General features: G+C 37.4%; 10 protein-coding genes. 4 read left to right on the top strand and 6 right to left on the bottom strand.

Annotation, left to right across the window (positions count from 1 at the left end; genetic code table 11):
• The 3 genes from ACFIKD_RS01245 to ACFIKD_RS01235 all read right to left on the bottom strand — a co-directional run.
• On the bottom strand, positions 1–4907 hold a 4907-nt coding region (locus tag ACFIKD_RS01245), incomplete at its 3' end, for a hypothetical protein (RefSeq protein ID WP_375646999.1).
• A 634-nt stretch (positions 4908–5541) separates the two neighbouring features.
• A complete protein-coding gene (locus ACFIKD_RS01240) occupies positions 5542–11250 on the bottom strand; it encodes a Vomp family autotransporter (RefSeq protein ID WP_375646998.1) in 5709 nt (1902 codons plus the stop codon).
• Between the two features lie 919 nt (positions 11251–12169).
• Positions 12170–12676 carry a helix-turn-helix domain-containing protein gene (locus tag ACFIKD_RS01235; RefSeq protein WP_375644410.1) on the bottom strand — a complete coding sequence of 169 codons (507 nt, stop codon included), beginning with the start codon at positions 12674–12676 and terminating at the stop codon, positions 12170–12172.
• Between the two features lie 504 nt (positions 12677–13180).
• Here ACFIKD_RS01235 and ACFIKD_RS01230 point away from each other — a divergent pair.
• On the top strand, positions 13181–13627 hold the full coding sequence (locus ACFIKD_RS01230) for a hypothetical protein (protein WP_375646997.1): 447 nt from the start codon (positions 13181–13183) through the stop codon (positions 13625–13627).
• A gap of 2 nt (positions 13628–13629) precedes the next feature.
• Positions 13630–13899 (top strand): hypothetical protein, encoded by a 270-nt coding sequence (locus ACFIKD_RS01225; protein ID WP_375635456.1) that lies wholly within the window; start codon positions 13630–13632, stop codon positions 13897–13899.
• 321 nt (positions 13900–14220) lie between these two features.
• Here the strand turns inward: ACFIKD_RS01225 and ACFIKD_RS01220 are convergent, their stop codons facing one another.
• The 3 genes from ACFIKD_RS01220 to ACFIKD_RS01210 all read right to left on the bottom strand — a co-directional run bounded on the left by ACFIKD_RS01220 (position 14221) and on the right by ACFIKD_RS01210 (position 17463).
• Complete coding sequence (locus ACFIKD_RS01220) at positions 14221–15432, bottom strand: MFS transporter (RefSeq protein WP_375644409.1); 1212 nt, start codon at positions 15430–15432, stop codon at positions 14221–14223.
• Between the two features lie 480 nt (positions 15433–15912).
• Positions 15913–16563 carry a dTMP kinase gene (gene tmk, locus ACFIKD_RS01215; RefSeq protein WP_375646996.1) on the bottom strand — a complete coding sequence of 217 codons (651 nt, stop codon included), beginning with the start codon at positions 16561–16563 and terminating at the stop codon, positions 15913–15915.
• 582 nt (positions 16564–17145) lie between these two features.
• Entirely contained in the window at positions 17146–17463 is a 318-nt protein-coding gene (locus tag ACFIKD_RS01210; protein ID WP_375635453.1) for a hypothetical protein, read from the bottom strand.
• 180 nt (positions 17464–17643) lie between these two features.
• Here ACFIKD_RS01210 and ACFIKD_RS01205 point away from each other — a divergent pair, with 180 nt between their 5' ends.
• The gene (locus ACFIKD_RS01205; protein WP_375635473.1) at positions 17644–18834 is read left to right on the top strand and encodes a hypothetical protein; all 1191 of its coding nucleotides are present in this window, start codon (positions 17644–17646) and stop codon (positions 18832–18834) included.
• Positions 18831–20036, top strand: coding sequence for an ATP-grasp domain-containing protein (locus ACFIKD_RS01200; protein ID WP_375646994.1), 1206 nt, complete (start codon positions 18831–18833; stop codon positions 20034–20036). Before ACFIKD_RS01205 ends, ACFIKD_RS01200 begins: the two co-directional genes overlap by 4 nt.
• Positions 20037–20981: the final 945 nt, after the last annotated feature.

Below are 20981 nucleotides of genomic sequence, written 5' to 3'. Positions count from 1 at the left end.
TCATAACCAGCTCCTCCACCAAAATATGAGGCAAAGCTCTGTTGTAGAGTATAAATCTGACCTCCATTAATCGCATCACTCGAGCCTGATGCTATAGAACCAGCCGCAAGTGATGTGATTTTGCTGGCTTTTCTGTCATCCCCTTCCCCATGCAGAGCTACAAAAGCTTTGTCACCATCGCTCCAAGATAAAGAATCTTGTGCAACTCCTTCTGAGACCTCCTTAATACGATCGTTAACATTCTTGATATTCTCATCAAGTCCTTTAAAGGCAGAACCAACATCGGTATGCGGTTTATCTGTTACTTCACCATCTTTATCAATACTAGATAAATTATAAGTTGGCCCTTTAAAAGCACCATCCTTAAATTCAGCATCTCCACCCAAGAATTTTGCTACATCCGTTGAAAGGATGTAAACCTGTCCTCCATTGATAACATCCGTTGAGTTTTCCGCAATCGATCCTGCGGCTACATTATGCAGCGCAACAGGTTTAGCATCCTTCCCTTTACCAAAAGTTACATTTGTATAATCAATTTGATCATCTGTTGTTTTATCGTAAAGAACAACAGAAGAACTATCAGACAGAAGGGTATCAGAAAGATCCTTCAAACCTTTATCAAGCTGTCCCTTGTTAACCGCTTCATTGTCTTTTTCTGCCGCCTTCACACCAGAAAGGGTTCGATCCTTACCACTCTTGTTTGCGATATTGACTTCATTTCCTTCTACTCCTTTACCAATGTTGATAACATCTTCATTTTTCGTAACAAGAAGATTACTGATTACATCGCTGATCACATTTTGAATCTTTGTGAAAAGTTTACCCACACCTGAAAATGCATCTGATACATTTTTATAGCTTGATTCAGCTTCAGTGCCATCATCATTGATAGTTTTGAGCTTAAAATCAGGAACATTCAATTCCCCATCCTTATATTCAGCGTCATTAGAAAAATATTTTGCAACCTTATCGCCCAATGAATAAAGTTGAGAACCATTTACTGCATCCGTCGATTCTTTCGTAATATCTCCTATAGCAAGTGATGTGATTTTACTGGCTTTTCTGTCATCCCCTTCCCCATGCAGAGCTACAAAAGCTTTGTCACCATCGCTCCAAGATAAAGAATCTTGTGCAACTCCTTCTGAGACTTCCTTAATGCGAGCATTCACATTCTTGATATTATCATCAAGTCCTTTAAAGGCAGAACCAATATCGGTATGCGGTTTATCTGTTACTTCACCTTTTTCATCAATATTCGATAAATTATAAGTTGTCCCTTTAAAGTTTTTTCCATCAAAGGATACATCTCCACCTAAAATTTTTGATAAATCCGAAGCTATGGTATTAATCTGACCACCCGTGATTGCATCATGTGAATCCTTGGAAATCTTACCATCAGCAACATTATGGAGACCTACAGCTATCTTATCTTTAGCTTTTCCTAAAGTCACACTACTATAATTAGTTTTACCATCTGAATCTTTATCGTAATGAACAACTGCTGATTCATCAGACTGAAGACTGTTCGAAAGATCTTTCAAGCCTTTATCAAGCTGTCCTTTGTTAACGGCTTCATTGTTTTTCGTCGCGTCCTTTACACCAGAAAGAGTCCGATCCGCACCAGCCTTATTGGCAATATTGATTTCACTGCCTTCTACTGCAGCTCCAATAGTGAGACGATGCGTTGTTTTGTCTTGCTGAACAAAGCTTTCGCTTTCTACTTTGTTAATCACATTATTAACCTGTTCAGTCAATTTATTCTGAACATTCGTGATAGAACTACCAACTCCAGCAAAAGCAGATGCTACATCAGGATAATCCTTATCTTCAGGGCTGCCATCTTCCTTGATTGTTTTTACCTTGAATGTAGGAGCGGTCCATTTCCCATCCGCATAGACAGCACCACCACCGAAATACGAAGCACCCCCTGTGCCCAATGTATGAAGCTGTGAGCCATTTACTGCGTCTGTTGAAGTTCCACTGATTGCCCCGCCAAGTAGACCGGAAAGTTTCCGCCCTTCATTACTTTTGTTCAAAATACTGATTTCGCTACCACCAGTTTCCATACCAACAGTGATAAGACCCGTTCCTCCATCACGGAGACTACGCGCTAAAGTCTTCTTTGCTACTTGCTTAACAAGAATACTGTCTCTTACATTAGCAATTTCAGTATTTGTTGCCAAAAGTTGTGAACCATTGACAGCTTCGGTTGATTCTGCTGTGAGTGCGCCACTTTGAATACCTGTTATCTTCTTACTACCAGCATCAATACCACCCGTTGTTATTTTCGGACCTCCAGTAATTACTAGACCTGTTGCGTCTAGGGTATTTGTGCCTGCCTTTACGCTCGTTAATGCAACATCTTGAGCCAGATCAAATTTTAGCTTATTGTCCTTATCGCCTTTTGTAATCTTAAAATTTTTACTTCCAGTTGAAAAATCTACTGTATCATCTATGCTAACGGCTTTGGTATTTTTATCATCAACAGAAAGTTTCCAACCTTTACCTGCGTACGCTCTTAGTGCTTTTAGCTGCGCAATGTTGACGGCATCAGTATCTGCATAACCCGCTGCCACACCTGTAAGCTGTCGTGTTATCTTATTCGGAGTATCACCAATACTAAAAGCTCCTTGAGTGCTCTTCCATATCACACCATCATCTGTTGACTTGCTACCTATGGAAGGATCATAGCCAACAGTGGACGCTGGGTTACGAGAAACAGATTGATAACCCACAGCAACACCACCAGGAACAGCAGCTTGTACTTGTGCATTTGAACCTAATGCCATACTATTTGCACCAAATGCATTTGAAAGTCCACCTAATGCCATACTATTTTCAGCAGATGCCGCTGCAAAACTACCTAATGCAATACTATTTTCGGCATTTGCATTTGAAAGATTACCTATAGCAATACTTCCTTGCCCACCTTTCCCCTCAGCGGCGGCAATTTTAATGCTCTTCGATTCGGCATTCCATTTAAAGACACTATCATCGGTAGCTTTTTTAATCTCATTTTTAATCTCATTGTGAAGATTTACATAAGACTTACCCACACCCTCAAAGGCTTTTGCTACATTCGGAAAACTTTCTTCTTCAATCTCATTCGTCTCAGAATTAAAAGTTTTAATTTTGAACTTTGGATCATCCCATTGGCCATTCGTAAATTTAACACCACCGCCTAAATATCCAGCTATGTGGGTAGCTACAACATTCAACTGACTACCATTTACCGCGTCTTTTGAATCTGCACTAAGATCACCAGGTGCAACACCCGTTATCCTTTTATTTCCAGCATCAATACCAGCAGTGATTATTTTCGGACCATCAGTAATTACTAAGCCCGTGGCATCGAAGGTATTTGTACCTGCCTTTAAGCTCGTTAATGTAACATCTTGAGCCAGATCAAATTTTAGTTTATTGTCTTTTTCGCCTTTTGTAATCTGAAGATTTGTACTTCCAGCAGAAAAATCTACTACGCTATCCATAAGAACAGTTGTAGCATTCTTATCTCCAACTGACAGTTTCCAACCGTTTTTTCTTACAACATCTTCTAAGTCTCTTAACTGCCTAACATTCACTGCATCTGCAGGTTCAGAACCAGCTGCTACGCCTGTAATTTGTCTGGTTATACCCTTACTATAATCACCAACACTCACTGCGCCCCGCGTACTTTTCCATTGCGCCTCTGTGTTTGTTGCAGGACCCTGCAACACAGAAGTATAACCAAACTCACCAGCAGCCCTATTGGCTACAGAATCTCTTCCTATAGCAACACCATCATCTACCGAAACTACAGAATCGACACCTATAGCAATAGCTCCATCTCCCTCTGCTTTCGAATAGAAGCCTATAGAAATGGCGTGCTTATTAAGTGCATATGCACGATGACCAAGAGCAGTAGAACCATACCCCAGGGCTTTAGAAATGGCTCCTACAGCTGTTGAATAATCGTCCTTCGCAGTTGTATAATCATCATCTCCATGTTCGCTCTTCTCATTATATTCACCACCTATTGCGACACTGCTTTTTCCCAAAGCGTGAGCCATATTCCCTATAGCAATACCATATTCACCTTTCACATTCGCCTTAAAGCCTAGAGCTGTACCTCCCCCATCCTCTACTGTTGCATAACGACCAACGGCAACCGAGTCACTCTTTAATATCTTTGTGTCTGCCCCAATGGAAACGTTCCCACCGCCACGGATCTCCGAGTTAGCACCTATGATAACAGATGCCGCTAGCTTTTTATCTTCTTCAGCGAAGACCGCCTTCGCTTTATAACCAATAACAACACTGTTCGTGGTTTCCGAAGTAATATCATTACCCCAAATAACATTATTTCCCGATACATCACGTTGCATTCCCTCTGTTGAACCACTCCGTAAGATATTAGACACATTAATAATATCTGTATTCTCATCATCCTGTGCAAGCTGTTGGTCTAAAGAGCTATCAAGCACAAATGATCGTGGACTAACGAGAAACTTTTTATCTTGCCCCCCCGTATCTAGGGTTCTTACCAATACATTTTTGCTATCCGCTGTCAAAACATTCACGACAGGACTATAATAGCTCACACCAGAAAGGGTTTTGGTTAAAAAATTTGCATAGTCATCAGAAGTATTAATCTTTTCTAATCCGGCTTTATTGAGTGCTGTTAAATAATTGTCTTTTGAAACAGGAGAAGCATTCAAACCAGCAACAGAGATAATGCTTTGCGGATAAGAGACACCAACACTGTTAACACCTTCGAGAAATGTGTTTCTAAAATCAGGATTTGCTGAAAAAACAGGTACAACATTCGATAAAAATGTAGCCGCTGTAGCCAACGAAAGAACTTTAATAAAAGGAAAACGAGAAAATTTTAAATCGCTCCCTGCTAATTTTGTATATAATTTTTTCATAATGAGCTCCCCAATGAAAAAATAACTATAAACATAAAAAAGACACATTTAAACGCTATAAAGTTCTTTAAAATTGGCTTTTCTAAACATGTTCAAGAGTTTAGTACCTGACTGAAAAGATAGTTAAGTTGTGTTTTTCGGTTTTATGGTTAACGTGTTTGGCTCTTTTACATTTCCTAAGAAAGTAAATTTTTTTAAAGTGGTGATTAGCTTTTTTAAGCTTTAAACTTATTGGTTGTTTTTTGCAAGGGGTAGAGTCAGTTTAGTATATTGTTTTTATAACTTCTTCCAGTAAAGTTGAAATACATTTGAATATACGCTCTTTTCTTATTATAAAGTTTTTAATAGATTTCTAAAGAGTGAAAGGTTTTTTCTATCTGTAGAGTGCTACAGATTTTTCAGATTAAAAAATTAAAGCAGAAAATAATCAATTATAATTTATGAAAAAACTCATTATCTTATTTTGAAATAAGAAGTTTACTTTATTGAAAATGTACGGTTTTTCTGTTTTTTAAACCTGTATTTATCATTATAGCGCTTATCAATTTATATATTTTTTACATATGTAAAAACAATTCACCCCTGCCTCATGAGACAGGGGTGAAAAGAAGTTTTTTATGTATTTTGTTTATTATCAGTTCAACGTCATATTGAATCCCGCACCTACACCCCAGTGACCTCCAGAAGTTGTTGCGGATATGTTAGAACGGTACTTTCCATTTTCTGAGGTGTAACCTGCACCAAAGGCAAATGCAGATTGGCTACGCCATAAACCAGTACCAAATCCAACGCTTAATTTTCCAGGTGTATCATTGTAGCGTAAGTTAGAAACTGCTAAACCAATCGCAGCTGCTTGTCTTGCCTCTTTTTTCACACTCTCAATACTATAGTTTAAAACATCAAACTTCATATCTGTATATTGCTTAGCCCGATCAACAGCATCATCAATCGCATCAATCCTGATATTATTTATCCGTTGATCTGTGTAGTGCTTGGATTCATCAAGAATAATCTTCATCTGTTCTTGGGTATAGTCATGGAGCTGACCACCATTTACAGCTTCTTTCGACCCTTTTTCAATTTTACCATCAGCTACATTATCAATCATAACAGGTTCACTAGGATCACCACCCGCTAATGTGATTTTATTGGTTTTTTTGCCGTTTTCATCTCTGTCATAACGAACAGCATCCTCAGCAATATCGTTAACTTTATTATCAATATTATCAACTTTGTTTTCAATATTGAAAACCGTTTTACCAATATCCGTAACCGTAGTGGAAATATTGTCGACTCTATTGGTAAGATGCTTAACATCTTTTTCAACACCCGTGACACGTTCATTGGTTTCCCAAAGTTGTCCACCATTAACCGCATCTTTCGAACCTTTTTCAATTTTACCATCAGCTACATTGATAATCTTACTCGGCTTACCATCGCGACCAGCATCATAGGCTTTTTCTTTATCATTCCACTTTAAAGCATCTGAATCGACCTTGTTGATGACATCATCAATACGGTTATTAATATTTGACATCCCGTTATTAATACCACCAAAAGCCTCAGCAACATTATTATACTTATTCTCAACAATTTTGCCATCCGCATTGACTTGAGAAATCACAAAACTAGGTGCTGTCCATTTGCCATTCTCATATTTAGCACCACCACCGAAATAATTAGCAAGTTGACTGCTCATGAGATAAAGCTGGTTACCCGTAATAGCATCCATTGAACCTTTAGCAATCTCACCATCCAAAAGATACTTAAGCTTGCTGTTTGTTTTCTGTCCATCTTTTTCATGACGTGCAACAAATGCCTGTTCTGCATCATCCCACAACAAAGCATCTTTAGAAATCTTTCCTATGCTTTTATCAAGTTGGTCTTTGTTAACAGCTTCATCACCCTTTTCTGCTGCTTTTACACCAGAAATAGTGCGTCCCAAACCGCCAACGCCTGCAATATTGATCTCAGTACCAGCTGTTTTCGCACCAATGGTAATAACGCCTGACACACCTCCGTCTTGCTTAACAAGATTATTTTCTTTCATTTCAATAATCTTATTATCAAGATTCGTAATAGAAATATTCACATCAGTAAACGCATCTGTAACATTATGATATGTTTTATCCTGAATAATGAAGGTTGGTTCTATACCGGCAAGTACATCTGTACTGCCACCAAAATATTTTGATGTATTTACAGCAACTTTTTTCAGATCATCTGTTACAGCGCTAACATTCTGATTAGTCGTAAAGAGCTGTGAACCATTTACTGCTTCAGTCGAGATTATCGAAAGTGTCGCATTTTTCACACCAGAAAGTGTCCGCTCCTCATTTTTCTTATTTGCAATGCTGATTTTAGTACCACCTGTTGCCTTACCAACGGTAATAAGACCATTCTCTCCTTCTTGCTTCACAAGGCTATTTTCTGTCACATTATTAATCTGATTATAAATATCTGTGATAGAATTATCGACACCTTCAAAAGCATCAGCAACATTATGATGCTTTTTCTCAACAATAGTGCCATCCTCATTACGCTGAGAAATTTTGAAAGTAGGCTTTCCCCACTTTCCATCCTCATAGCTAGCTCCACCGCCAAAATAATTAGCAATCTGACTACCCATTGAATAAAGCTGAGAACCATTGATTGCATCAGTGGAGTCTTCAGTAACCTCCCCCTCTGAAACACCCGTAATGATCCGTTCTCCATCAGTACCTGTGATATCAATTTTCGTACCGCCTGTTTGAGAACCAATGGTGATAGGTCCAGACTCTTCTTCTTGCTGAACTAAACTATTTTGTTTTATATCCAAAATCTGATTATGAATATTCGTGAAAGAATTATTCACGCCTTCAAAAGCATCAGCAACATTTGAGTAAGGCTGCTTAGAGGAAGTTCCATCATTCTTGAATTGGATAACATTGAAAGTAGGAGAGTACCAATTACCATCTTCACCATATCCCGCGCCACCACCGAAATAAGAAGCAACGTCCTTCATTGCAAGGGCTAAATGATGATTAACATTCCTGATATTTGTATCAAGCCCTGACAAAGCCGATCCAACATCATTGTGTTCCTGCTGTTTTACCTGACCATTTTCATTAATAGTAGTTAAATTATATCTCGGTTTTCTAAAGACTCCATTCTCGAATGAGGCATTACCACCAAAGAATTTTGCAATATCTCCAGATATCTTATTAATCTGGCTACCATTTATCGCTTCTGTTGAATCTTCTGAAATCTTTCCATTTTTTACACCCGCAATGGTCCGCACTCCATCAGTACCTGTGATATTAATTTTCGTACCGCCTTTTTCTTTACCAATGGTAATAAGCTTTTCGTTCTCATCCCATTTAACAAGACTATTGCCTGTTACATTGTTAATCTGATTATAAATATCCGTGATAGAACTATTAACATTCTTGAAAGCATCAAAAACATTATTAGCCGTTTTCTCTTGAATAATATAATCTGGTTTAATACCGTTAAGTATATCTGTATCCTCACCACCAAAAAAATCCGCTATAGTCTCTGTAATACTTAAAAGCTGTGAACCATTTATTGCTTCTGTTGAGTCGTGGCTGATTTTTCCAGATGCAACGCCGAGAATAATTCGCTCTCTGTTTTCATTGTTTGTAATATCGATTTCGATACCACCTTTTTCGTCACCAATAGAGATATACTTATGCTGTCCAACTTCATGCCATTTAACAAGAGTGTTTTCTGTTATTTGATTTGTTATTTGATCTTTTACTTCGTTCAACTGAGAAACATTTACTCCTTCATCATCTGCAACCCCATTTGCCAATCCTTTAAGCTTTTTATCTCTAAGATCAATGCCACCCAAAGTTATTTTTGGCCCCAGATCATTAACAAACCCAAATCCTGATTCATTCATAAGAGTGTTCCCCGTTGTAACACTCGTTACTTTAATATCATCAGCCAAATCAAAGGTGACTTTATTGACGTCGCCATTATCATTGCCTCTTACAACTTTGATATTATTGTGGTTATCCTTATCTGCAGCAGCAACAAAATTTACTGTACTACCAGCTTTAACATCTGTAGCTTCCTCACCATTGACAGAAAGCTTCCAGCCTGTTGCCATCCCTGCTGTAAAGTCTTTTAACTGCTTATAATTTACAGCATCGGTATCTTCTTTCCCTGCCGCTACTTCTTTAATCGTTTTATCACCAGCACTAATACCATTAACAGTTATGCTCGGCCCATTACCATCAGTAAACATAAAGCCATTATCACTCATAATGCTTCTGCCTGTAGTGACACTCGTCAATTTAAGATTATCATTCAAAGAAAAAGTGACTTTATTATTGGCTTTTTCAATGTTTATATTTTTGCTTCCATCCCCACTCGCAGCCGCAACAATATCTACTGTACTCCCAGCTTTAACGTCTGTAGCATTTTTACTATCAACAGAAAGTTTCCAACCGTTTTCTGCAAGTGTTTTTACATCTTGCAACTGTTTATAATTCACTGCATCGGTATCTTCTTTCCCTGCCGCTACTCTTTTAATCGTTTTATCACCAGCATGAATGCCATTAACAGTTATGCTCGGCCCAGTACCATCAGTAAACATAAAGCCAGCAGCACTCATAACGCTTTCTCCTGCTGTGACAGTCATTACCTGAATATCATCAGCTAGATCAAATGTGACATTGTGATTTTCGTCTTTTTCAATCTTAATATTCTTTTTGTTTTCATTGCCAGCTGCTTGGAAATTTACTGTGCCATTTGGTCCAATAGCTGTAGCATTTCCACCATTAACAGAAAGCTGCCAGCTCGTTTTGGTTGCCTTTTCTATATCTTTCAGCTGTCTATAAGTCACTGCTTGGTCATCTTCAGTCGCGTCTGCTACTCCCGTAATCTGTTTCTTGCCAGCATCAATACCGTCTATAGTTATAGTTGGTCCCTTATCGATCATAAAGCCATCGTCACTCATAGAACTTTGTCCTGTAGTGACACTAGCCAATTTAAGAGTATCACTCAAAACAAATTGGACTTTTTGCTTATTATCTCCACTTGCCTTTTGAATCTTTAAATTGTCTTTTCCTACTTCTGTACTTTGCACTGAAAAATCGACTGTACTGCCTGGATTAACATCTGTAGGACTTCCATCGTTAACAGAAAGTTTCCAGCCTCCTCCTGCTCCTGCCATGACATCTCTCATAGCTTTCAACTGAGCAACGTTGACGGCATCAGTATCTGCACTCCCCGCTGCCACCCCTGTAATTTGTCGCGTTAGCGTACCGTTACCCCTGCCACCAACTTCACCAACACTGAACGCGCCTGTGGTGCTCTTCCATGCTATATCGGTTTTTGTCGAGTTACCATTCGAGATAGGGTCATAACCAGCAACCCCCTTGTCTCTATCAGAGATAGATCCTCCACCCACAGCAACACCATCCTTAGAAAGTACTTGCGAATTTACACCAATTGCAACCGAATCCTCCGTTTCAGCATAAGCCTGCGTACCTATAGCAATCGCATTTTGAGCCTTCGCTATTACTTTTCTGTTAGGATCAACTGATTCAGTTCTGTCAGAGCGCCTGCTCCCTATTGCAATAGCACCTGAAGCTTGAGCTTCAGCCTCTGAACCTATAGCAATCGCATAATTATTTTCTGCCCTTACCCTTGTCCCCATAGCAACACTATTTTTACCTAATGCAGTTGCAAGTCCCCCAACAGCAACTGCAGATTTCCCCGATGCCTCTGAATCAACACCCATAGCAACACTTGCTATACCACTTGCAAGCGCAGAAACACCAAAAGCTTGCGCCCCCCCAGCCTTTGCTGTCGCGCCCGCACCAAAAACAGTTGAATAATTCCCCGTCGCAGCAGATCCACAACCAGTTGCAAAAGAATAAACACCATAAGCCTCAGGCGTAGCATTACTGATACCAAAAGTCGGTGTCCCCATATAAGCACCATTATTGGACGTAATTCCATCACCAGTCCAAATAACCTGTTGAGTGGTCGTGCCATAAGGACTACGATTATTAAAAACTTTCTCACCAACAAATCTCTCATATTGCTCTACTGCAGTTATACGAGAAGTATCCTTTATTGTCTGCTGTTGTTTACCCCCACGTCCAACAACATTATCCGCACCACAGAAATTATCATCACCAGCTAAAACAACACTGCCATGACTGCCATGTGGATATATCACCTCAGGAGCATTCGTACTCATAGTTTTTGCGCCTGTTATCGCGAGATTCGCAGCCAAAATAGGCGAAACACTTGATAACAGTGCGGTCATTACTGTTCCCAACGAAACAGCTTTAACCAAGTTTGATGTTGAATATAATTTTTTCATAAGAACCTCCTCCAACAGAGTCCAATATCATTACAACGCGCAAAAACCTCACGGCAAAACCCTGTTTGCGCCCCCCAAAAACGAATAAATTAAAGATAAAAGCCACCCCCCGCGACAGTGATTTTCATCACAGAATCACCCTAAAATCTCTGAAAAGATATTGATCTAGAAAAGTCCCCAACCCTTTTACCTAGAGGGATTCAAGCTAAAAAATAAATCAAAACACAAGACTTTGAAAATACAACGTAATCTCCATTCAAAAACACTGCGATTTATCTCTTAACAAAAATAGTTTCACTAAAGAGCAATTCTGTTTTTTAGATAAAGCGCCTCAGTAGAATGGCAAGAGTATAAAAATAATTTTTTATAAATTTGTCAAAATACTTCTCAATAAATTAGCTGTTCTTATAAGCACAAATTTATGATTTTTTTAACTTATAGCATAATGTAATGGATGACGATTATCATAATAACCTCACTCTTTTCTGCGAGGTAAGCTGTTTCAATATATGATACATATCTTTAAAAGAAATCTTTCTTAATATAATGATGTACGCTCTGTAAAAAGTTTCAACGTGCTCATCTCATCATCTTCATAAAAAGACAAAAGCGCGCCTATAAATAGTCTTTCCTTCTTCTCTCTTATATGTCTGTAACCCTTTTATAGGAACAAAACATCGTCATTGTATTTTCACTGTTGTATAATTTTTTTGTATTACTAACTGTAATTCTTTTTATAAGCAGTTTTATCTTTATTAGAGCAATACATTAATTTATAACGGTAATTTATCATTATTTCATGTTGAATAAGAGACCAAAAAAATCGTGAGATTTTCTTATTTAAAACCTGTTTATACCGTAAAAAATCAAAAAAGTTTTATTTTTTAAAAAGGCTGTTCATTCGTATCTTATGACGTTTCTAGATGTGCTTTTCAGTTTCGATTTTACGCTTTAAATGCAATTTTAAAAGTGGCAAAGTGGCTTCGACTTCTTCCATATCATTGAGGTTTTGAATAAGCTCTTGCAATTTTCCATAAAGCTCTGCTGCTAATTCCGCAACATCTTCAGGAGAAAGATCTATTTTTGCATCATGATAGGTCGTATAAACCAAATGTCCAAGCTTTTTCATCAGCCCAGCAGGAATCGCTTGTGGTTTAAAACCAGCTGCTTTCGCCTTTGCCATATCTGAAAACATCTCGCCATTGCCCGTTACAAGCCAATCTAATGAAACCCCACAAATTTCTTGATATTTGGAGAGCGCAGAGGCTGTAGGCTCACTTATACCAGTTTCATAAGTTCCTATAGAGCCAGCAGTGATACCAAGATGTTCCGCAAACTGCTTACGCTCTGTAAAACCAAGAGCGTGACGCACTTCACGAAAACGTTTTGCCAACTCAGTTTTAGGTTTTGCTTCCGGACGAGCCAAAAAAATACTCCAAAATCAATATAATTGTTGACTAAATAATTATATTGATTTATACCTCTTGTTACTGCCCCTTATGTTAGGCAAAGATCTACATACATAACCCCACAAAAATGGATGTTACAGCATCCGTCTAAGCAGGAGCGAAAATTATGACAATCACACAAAAAATGCAATCGCCGTGGTATTTTACTGAACTGCGCCACTGTAATATAACCTTGGAAACACTCAAGCCTATCAGAGGCTATTTTCCAGAGTCAAAAATATTTGGACACAGCCCAATGAAAAAGCTAAATGCGCCACTGCCAACTCCATCAGTTTGCACGCCAAGCAAATTCTTGCCAACTGCTTTCTCAAAAGTCACAGTCATATTCTTTCAGAAGCAAAAAGCCCAACACAGGTTCTCTCACTCAACAGCCTAGTAAACCTGCTTAAACCTCTTTGCAAGAATCTATAAATACACTTCCCAAAGTTTTTACATTACAACATAAGGTAAAAAGTTTATCAATGTCTAAAAATCAATATAAAACAGGTAAAATAATTGGTATTCTACAAAAAATGAGATCATCACTCGTTATTAAAAAGTCAGACGTTTACAAACCATATTTGCTTATTTTATATATTAATGGTGCTAAGTTAGCTGTAATTGGCAATAGAGATTTCAGGGTGTTTGGTTTATCGTCAGAATGCTCCTCCTCTATGCATATTAAAAGCCTTTTAGCAATGTATTTTAAATGCTATAAGTTCTATAGTAAACACATTACCATCCATATTTACAATTGGGCGCTTCAAAATCTTGAAGTAATACAGTCTTTAATAGACATTGATTTAAAAGCGCGTATTTTGCAGAAAATTGACAAAACCATGAGGTTCGTATACATGGCAATTCTAAGTGATAATAGTGGAGTGATACTTAAAAAAGCTGTATGGAAAACCGCAACGCGGAGGAATTAAGCATGACCTCTTTATGCGATAAAGAATTATCTGATACATTGGTTGGTCTTTATGACGACTATCAACACGGTTTCGACATTGGAGAAGAGCTTAAATTGTGCGTGGATTTGGCGTTATCTCTTGAATTGGAACTCAGCATTCACCGTTTAAGTGAAACAGATGCTGTTTTAAAAAAAGAGATTGTGCAAACCTTACATCGTCGTAGAAATACCCATTCCAATGAAGATGAAATTGATACAATTTTTCATATGGATTTTGAAAAACAAAAATAATGCAACACTCTCCCTGTATGATACGATATTACCTTATCGCTTTACTTTCTACTGCGCTTAAACAAAAAAAACTTTCAAGAAGATTTAAAATGTTGCGTTTTCGTCTTCTTAACAACAGTGAGATGAATTAAAGAAACGCAGCAATTCTTGTGGGTCGTTATCAAAAAATAGAGAGTATTCTCTAGCATACATCAATTTATGCTTTATTCATTAAGCACCAATTTTTACATTTTCTCACTTCCCTGTAAAAGCAAAATATGAAATATGCTGTAGCGTAAATGTTTATAAAATAGCGTGTATTACCACACTTATAAATGTAATTTATTGTTTTTCATGTTTATAAAACAGCACTATGAATACTCCAACAAGTGCAAAAATGCTTTGAAAAAAATATATCGATTGAGGTGATATGCTACTGTTATCGCGTGCCATAATGAGATAGACTGCGAGGATCAAGCATCCAGAGATACCATTAAAACTTGCCTGCAATCTTCCTTGGTATTCAGGATCACAAGAGAGTTGTGATAAAGAAATCGAAAGAGCCCAACTCGAAAGTCCAAATCCAATCATAAAGTAAACAGGAAAAACAACAAAATTGTGTTTATTAACAGAGAGAATAGCGAGACCAATAGCCATAAAAGCTAATAAAATGGCTAATGTTTTCCTTATGGATAAAACTTTACAAAGAAGTGGTGAAAAAACCGCACCTGTCAATACGCCCATAGAATAAAGCACCTCAAATATTGCAAAGGTCCTGCTATCCGCATGCAAAACCTCTTGTATATAAGGAACGAGAATAACAGGAATGGTCATCAAAAGAGTCATAATAATCATCTGGCTTACATAAGGTACAAAAAGAGCCGGATTCTGTTTAAAATAATGAAGTGCTGCTGTATAACTTTCCCACCAATTTTGCTGGTTTTGATTTTTAGATTTTCGGTTTTTAGGTACCTTCATTGCAAAATTAAATAAACCAGCAATAATAAAGAATATACCACCTATTAGAAGAGTTCCTTTTGTTCCTGCATAGGACAGTATCAATCCACTTAAGCCCATACCTGCGATAGTGCCAAGTTCATAAATCATATCGATAGTCGCATTTGCATTGATGAGCTGTTCCTTCAGCACAATACTTTGAATTAAAGAAATAGCTGATGGCATATAAAAAGAGATAAAAATACCCAAAAGAGCAGATAAGACCATCAATTCAATTTCTATACCAAAATGCCATAGCATTACCCAGCCAACGATTACCAAACCTCTCACAAGATTTGAAATAATAATTTGCGTTTTACGATTATATTTATCCGCCAATATGCCCAAAATAGGGGCAAAAATAATGCTAGGCGTCCAAAGAAAAAGCATCATCAACGCTACACCACGGATTGAACTCGTCTGATTGTAAGCAAGCCACGACAATGCAATATAATTTAGTCCATTTCCAAATGTAGCAAATAAGCCACTCAAAGTAAAATAGAGAAAAGTTCTATTTTCAAATAAAGCAATGCGTTCCTTCAAATTTGAAGTGAACATAAATTATCCTCTAAAATAAATACCCGTCGATATGCATGATACATCCTGTTTAAAAACATGCATTCCTACGGTTTTCATTTTAGATCATTAAATTTAAGAAAGCAAAATTCCTTTTTTGAAGCTTTTAAAATCTTTGTGCTGTTGTATGATTAATTCTTCTATGAAAACAAAACATTTATGCACTAAAATATGCTCGAGTACATCCCTCCATGTCGTTATTCTATCACCACACTTCGTCTCTAAAAGAATAAACATACTATTATTCTCACGATAAATATTGATAACTTTTCTACTCCCCTTCTCTAAATCTTTTAAAACAAGCCCATTACAGTTAATTTTCCAATTAAAATATATAACGTGATATTTTTCCTGAGCAGTTAAATTATTGCAATCATATCTCTAAAGTTTCAGATTTAGAATACGAATACATAAGAAGGATTTATCGTGGATAAATTGATTAATAAATGATTTTATTCATAATCAAAAACAAACTTCATCTATATGACGTCGTATTTGATGATGAATTAAAGAAACAGAAGCAGTTCCATCAATTGTTATAAACCGCTCATCTATTTCTGATAAAACTTCGTATACTTCATAAACTTTTTCAATAAAAGAGAGTTGTTCTTCGTATTTTAAGTTTAAACCATCCCTTTTCTGCAACCGCTCCAGTATAGTAGTGGGCGGTAAATGAAGATAAAATGTAATATGAGGTCTTGGAATAGATTGATTTAATTTAACTACACTTTCAACAGAAAGCTCTCGAGCATAAAAATAAGCAAGACTAGAATAAACATATCGATCGCTAATTAATAAATTTTGCGATAACATTAAGGAAGGTTCAATAATTTCAAGCGTATGTTTGCGTCTATCTGTCGCTGATAAGAGTGCTAAAAGCAACGGATCAATTGCTTTTCCATTATCTAAGTAATCTCTAATTTCTGGATTATTTCTATACCAATAACTGGGTTGAAAAGTTTGTATTATATGTTTTTCTGTTGAATAATGGTGAGCAATTTCTTTTGTTTGTGTTGTCTTTCCACTCCCATCAAACCCGCATAAGACAATAAAAGAACCGGAAAATTTCTTTGGAGACCACATGGAATTATAAACTTTTTTATCAAGATACATTTTGTCTATATACTCTCCATAAGTTAAATTGTTTTATGTCTAAAATCTCTTAATGTTTAATAAGATGTTTTTTTACTCGTCTCTAAACAGAAAAACACAATACTCCCGCATTTGTATAACTTATTAACTTTATGATAAATGGCGGTATATAGACTTATTTTTAAGATAAGATTATATTTTAGACAACTGAAAATGAGATTAAGTATTTTTGAAAAATATATTTTTTGTTCACGCTACATAACCTGCCATTTTTTAACGAATTCTAGTAGAGTTTCTGAGGATTACTCCTATAACGTCGTGTAAGCGTATAGAAATGAGTTCGATCTAAGTATATTATTGCCCCTAAGGGCTGATACTAGATTGCGCTACACAGGAATCTAACGAAATCAACTCTATATTTTCTCAAACCACTGCCCACGCTATAAGCATTCGATATCCGATTCCGTCAAAAAGCAGCAGAGCAATTCTCAGAAAACATCGCTGAGATATTGAAATATGCCTTGCAAAAGCGTTTGAATCAAATGTTTCACTATATTTTTCGGTATATTCATAAACTGAAACTAAGAATATTATAATAAGACTTCAAACAACGACGACGCCCAAATCGGCCGTGACAAAGCCTCCTAAAACTGAACCAATAATACCTTCTCTATGAAAAAGACTACCATATAAAGGCTTTAATACAACCGCACACCTTAGCGCTAATGCCATAAATGTTTCTGATAGATAACGAAGTTTATTGTCACAACAACATCTAACAACCGTCAATAACAAAACCTCAACCTTGAGTATAAACAAAATCAACTTGAAAGCGCGAAATATATCTCTAGGACATAGTTCTTTATTGGCAAGCCACCTGCCAAGAGACGCAGTAAAAATACCAGCCTCCATCCTACTCATTCTCCTGAAAATAAGCTATCACTAGCATAAACATCAGCGTTCAATTTTTCCTACTGAAAAAACTTGACATGCCCAGTAATACGTATATACGCTCATCCCTTGTAAACATGTGTGCTGATTTATAATACTGCGTGTTTTTAAGAGATTTCGAAATGGGGGGATGATGTGCCCAAACAACTGATGTTTCGGTTTTATGGGCTTGTTGTCTTGCTATATCTTTCTGATATGGTTCTATTCTTAAGTAATCTTTGGAATGCTTATCGCATAACATCCTCATCGATTTTCCTAGGCATAACCATGGCTTTGGGCACCCTTACGCCTTACCTTTTAAAAAAAAGCGGACTTGTGCGCATTAAAGCCTCCCTGAGGTTGGTCGATTTATACAAAAGGCGGATCATTATCTATAGCCTTCTTTTATTGATTGCACTTTTCCATTATGCCGATTCCCCCTTTGGTTTTATCGCTGTCTCTATCTCTATCGGCTATCTCTCTTTGATTACCTTAAGCACTCTCGAGACTTATAATACTAAACTCGCACTTGGTGGTTATATTAGCGCCCAAAAGGCTTCCCGCATTATGCAAACAGTTGTGCAAATTGGCGCTTTTTTGGGAGCAGCACTGAGTGGTTATCTCTTAGAAGCGACCAGCCCTCAAGGAGCAGCGGCTGAAATTGGCTATAATGGTTTGATTGTGGCACTTTGTGTGTTTGACATCATTATAAGCCTTATAGCCGGATATATCATCTTTTGCGATGAATATAAAGCTACCGATACCACAGCACTTGCAACCGATAAGAAGCCCGTACCTACACCGCAAGCGAATGGACTCTCCCAAGAGCTTAAACTTTTATGCGTCTGCATAGGACTTATTGGCTTTCATATTTGCGCTTATAATACGCTGGCAACCATTCTTTTTCAAAGTGTGAAAAATTTTGGCTCTGAATATTATGGGCTTTGCAGTGCGGTCGCGGGCTTGGGCGCTTTTTTGGCTGCTTTTATCAAAATCCCTCGCTTTGAATTTATTCTCCCAGCCCTTATGTTGAGCGTGGCTGATCTTATTTTTAGCACCACACAATCGCCCTATTTGGCTGTGGTCTTTTGCTTTTTTATTGGCTTTTCAATGAATACCATGCGAATTAATGCCCGAAAACATACGATTGAAGCGACTAAAACAGAAGCTCAAGCAGAGCTGGTGGGAAGCTATAGCGGCATGCTTTATACTCTCTCCCAATCGGCAGGTTATGTTATCCTTGGTCTTCTTACAAGCTCTGCCCTTATGGGCCCTCAAGCAGCTGTTTATCTTCTACCCCTTATAGGAATGATAATCTTTATTTATATCCTTTTCTTTTTATCGCGGCAGGCCACAGCATGAGCAAATCCATTCTTATTGTCGACCCTTTCTCCACGGGTGCCCTCTATGGCCCTGCTTTGCAAAAATTAGGCTATACTTGTTATGGTGTTGTCTCTCAACAAGCTCCTTTTTCACACTATATGCTTTCTTATCAGGGAGAGGGTATGGCAGAAGCGAAACTTCATAATGTAGATGAGATCAAGACACGCTTTCCTATCGGTGCGATAGAGGCCGTGGTGGCAGGCGCCGAAGGGGGTATTTATTGTGCAGATCAATTGGCGGCTTATTATAATTGCCCTGGGAATAATCCCTCAACCACCGATTGGCGACGAAAAAAGGCAGTAATGCAAAGGCGCCTTTGTGAAAATGGTTTATCTTACATTCGGTCGAAGATTCTTACAAAAGGCGATTGTGCTATCGATGATTTTGAAAGTCATAGCGGCTATGTGGTAAAGCCAAATGATTCTGCTGGGAGTGATGGCATTTTGTTTTTCTCCAGCCGTGAGGAAGTGGCGGCATGGTCCTCTCGAATCGACTGGACGCAAAAAAATATTTTTGGCGCACCTAACGAGGCTTATTTGCTCCAAGAAAGATTGGAGGGAGAGGAATACATCGTCGACGCCGTCGTAAAGGGAGAGGCTATAAAAATATGTAGTTTATCACGATATAAAAAAGGTATTCATAATGGAAGTGCTTTTGTTTATGAATCGCTTGATGTGCTTGATGCTCAAGATCCTTCTTATGCCCCTCTTATCTCTTATGCAAAACAATGCATTCGCGCGCTGGGGATTGAATATGGACCCGCGCATATGGAAATCATGCAAACAGCTCGTGGTCCAGTGATGATCGAAGTAGGAGCCCGCCTCCACGGGGGAATTGCACCCACCTTGTTCGCACATTGCTATGAAGATGATTTACTTGAAAGCTCCGTTAATCTTATTGCAAGAGTGTTTTCGCAAAAACCAAGCCACTTTAAGAAAAAGGGGCGTATTATCTTTCTTATCAACAAGATCGACGGTCATATTATAAAAGATGTTAACTTATGGCAGCAAAAGCTTCATTCTTGGGAAAATGTGGTTCATTTTAAGCTCCTTTTTAAAGAAAACGAGCCCCTCCCCCTAACCGTCGATTTAAATACCTGCCCAGCTATTATAGCAATTTGGGGACACAGTGATGATGAATTATCAGCTTTGGAGAGGATCATTCGTAGCAATTTCTTATAAAATACAATAATTGGAAAGAAAACATAGATTCATCAGCGTAACTAATTGAAAATATAGACAAATATTAAAAATTGATCAAGCTTAATGGATTAAACAACAAGGAAATAATTTTGTTTACAGCTTTATTGTCGAGCATTCGCGGATGGATTCTGGTATTATCTCTATCTGGAACTCCCTACAGGCATGAAGCAGAAAAGTTATCAAGCATACTTAGTATACCTAATGACAACTGCTATTACCATACGTGATGGCTCTAATGTAGGTGGATTTGAACTTTTAAATAATTTCTTAACTCTTGCATCACTCTATTTCCATACTTTTTAAATAATATTCAATAACTTAAGTAAAATAAATATTTTTTATTTTGGGTTTTGGTGTGTTGTTAATCTAAAGCATGTGAAGAGAATATATTAAAGAATTAAAATATTTATATATCGAGATTGAAGATGTCCTATTTTACCAAAAGAAGAGCTATTATGACACAGGTGAATTTAGCTATTAATCTTTTGTTGCAAACAAGTGGAAAAAAAATGCTGAACGTAGAAAAAGTTGCATAAGAATCTTTAACAAAAATGATTGAAATTTAGATATAGTTGCAAGATATGAAATAAAATTGGTTCTATCAGCGCTGCAATTTTTTCTGGTTAATTTATTCTACCGATATCATTAAGGCTTTCTTCTAATGACATCGTCTATCATTAGAGGGAGATATATGATTGTTTTTCGAATTGTGACAGCACACAAATTTCGTGATTTATTTTGCCCATCAAAAGATGTTGGTTAGTTGAATAAGTTAAAAAAATACATAGCATTCCGTATAAGCCATGTGTATGTATAAAACTTCTCCGAATGATCGTGTTAATAGCAATGTTGAAGGAGTGCCTTTTTGGAAAGATTGTACAGCAATTACGAGTATCTCTAAGAGGAAAAGCACTGATTTTTAGA

The organism is Bartonella sp. CR84HXZ (assembly GCF_042194535.1).
Taxonomy (GTDB): Bacteria; Pseudomonadota; Alphaproteobacteria; order Rhizobiales; family Rhizobiaceae; genus Bartonella; species Bartonella grahamii.
The sequence above is the reverse complement of the archived record's forward strand: the minus strand, read 5'-3'. Positions and strand labels throughout refer to the sequence as shown.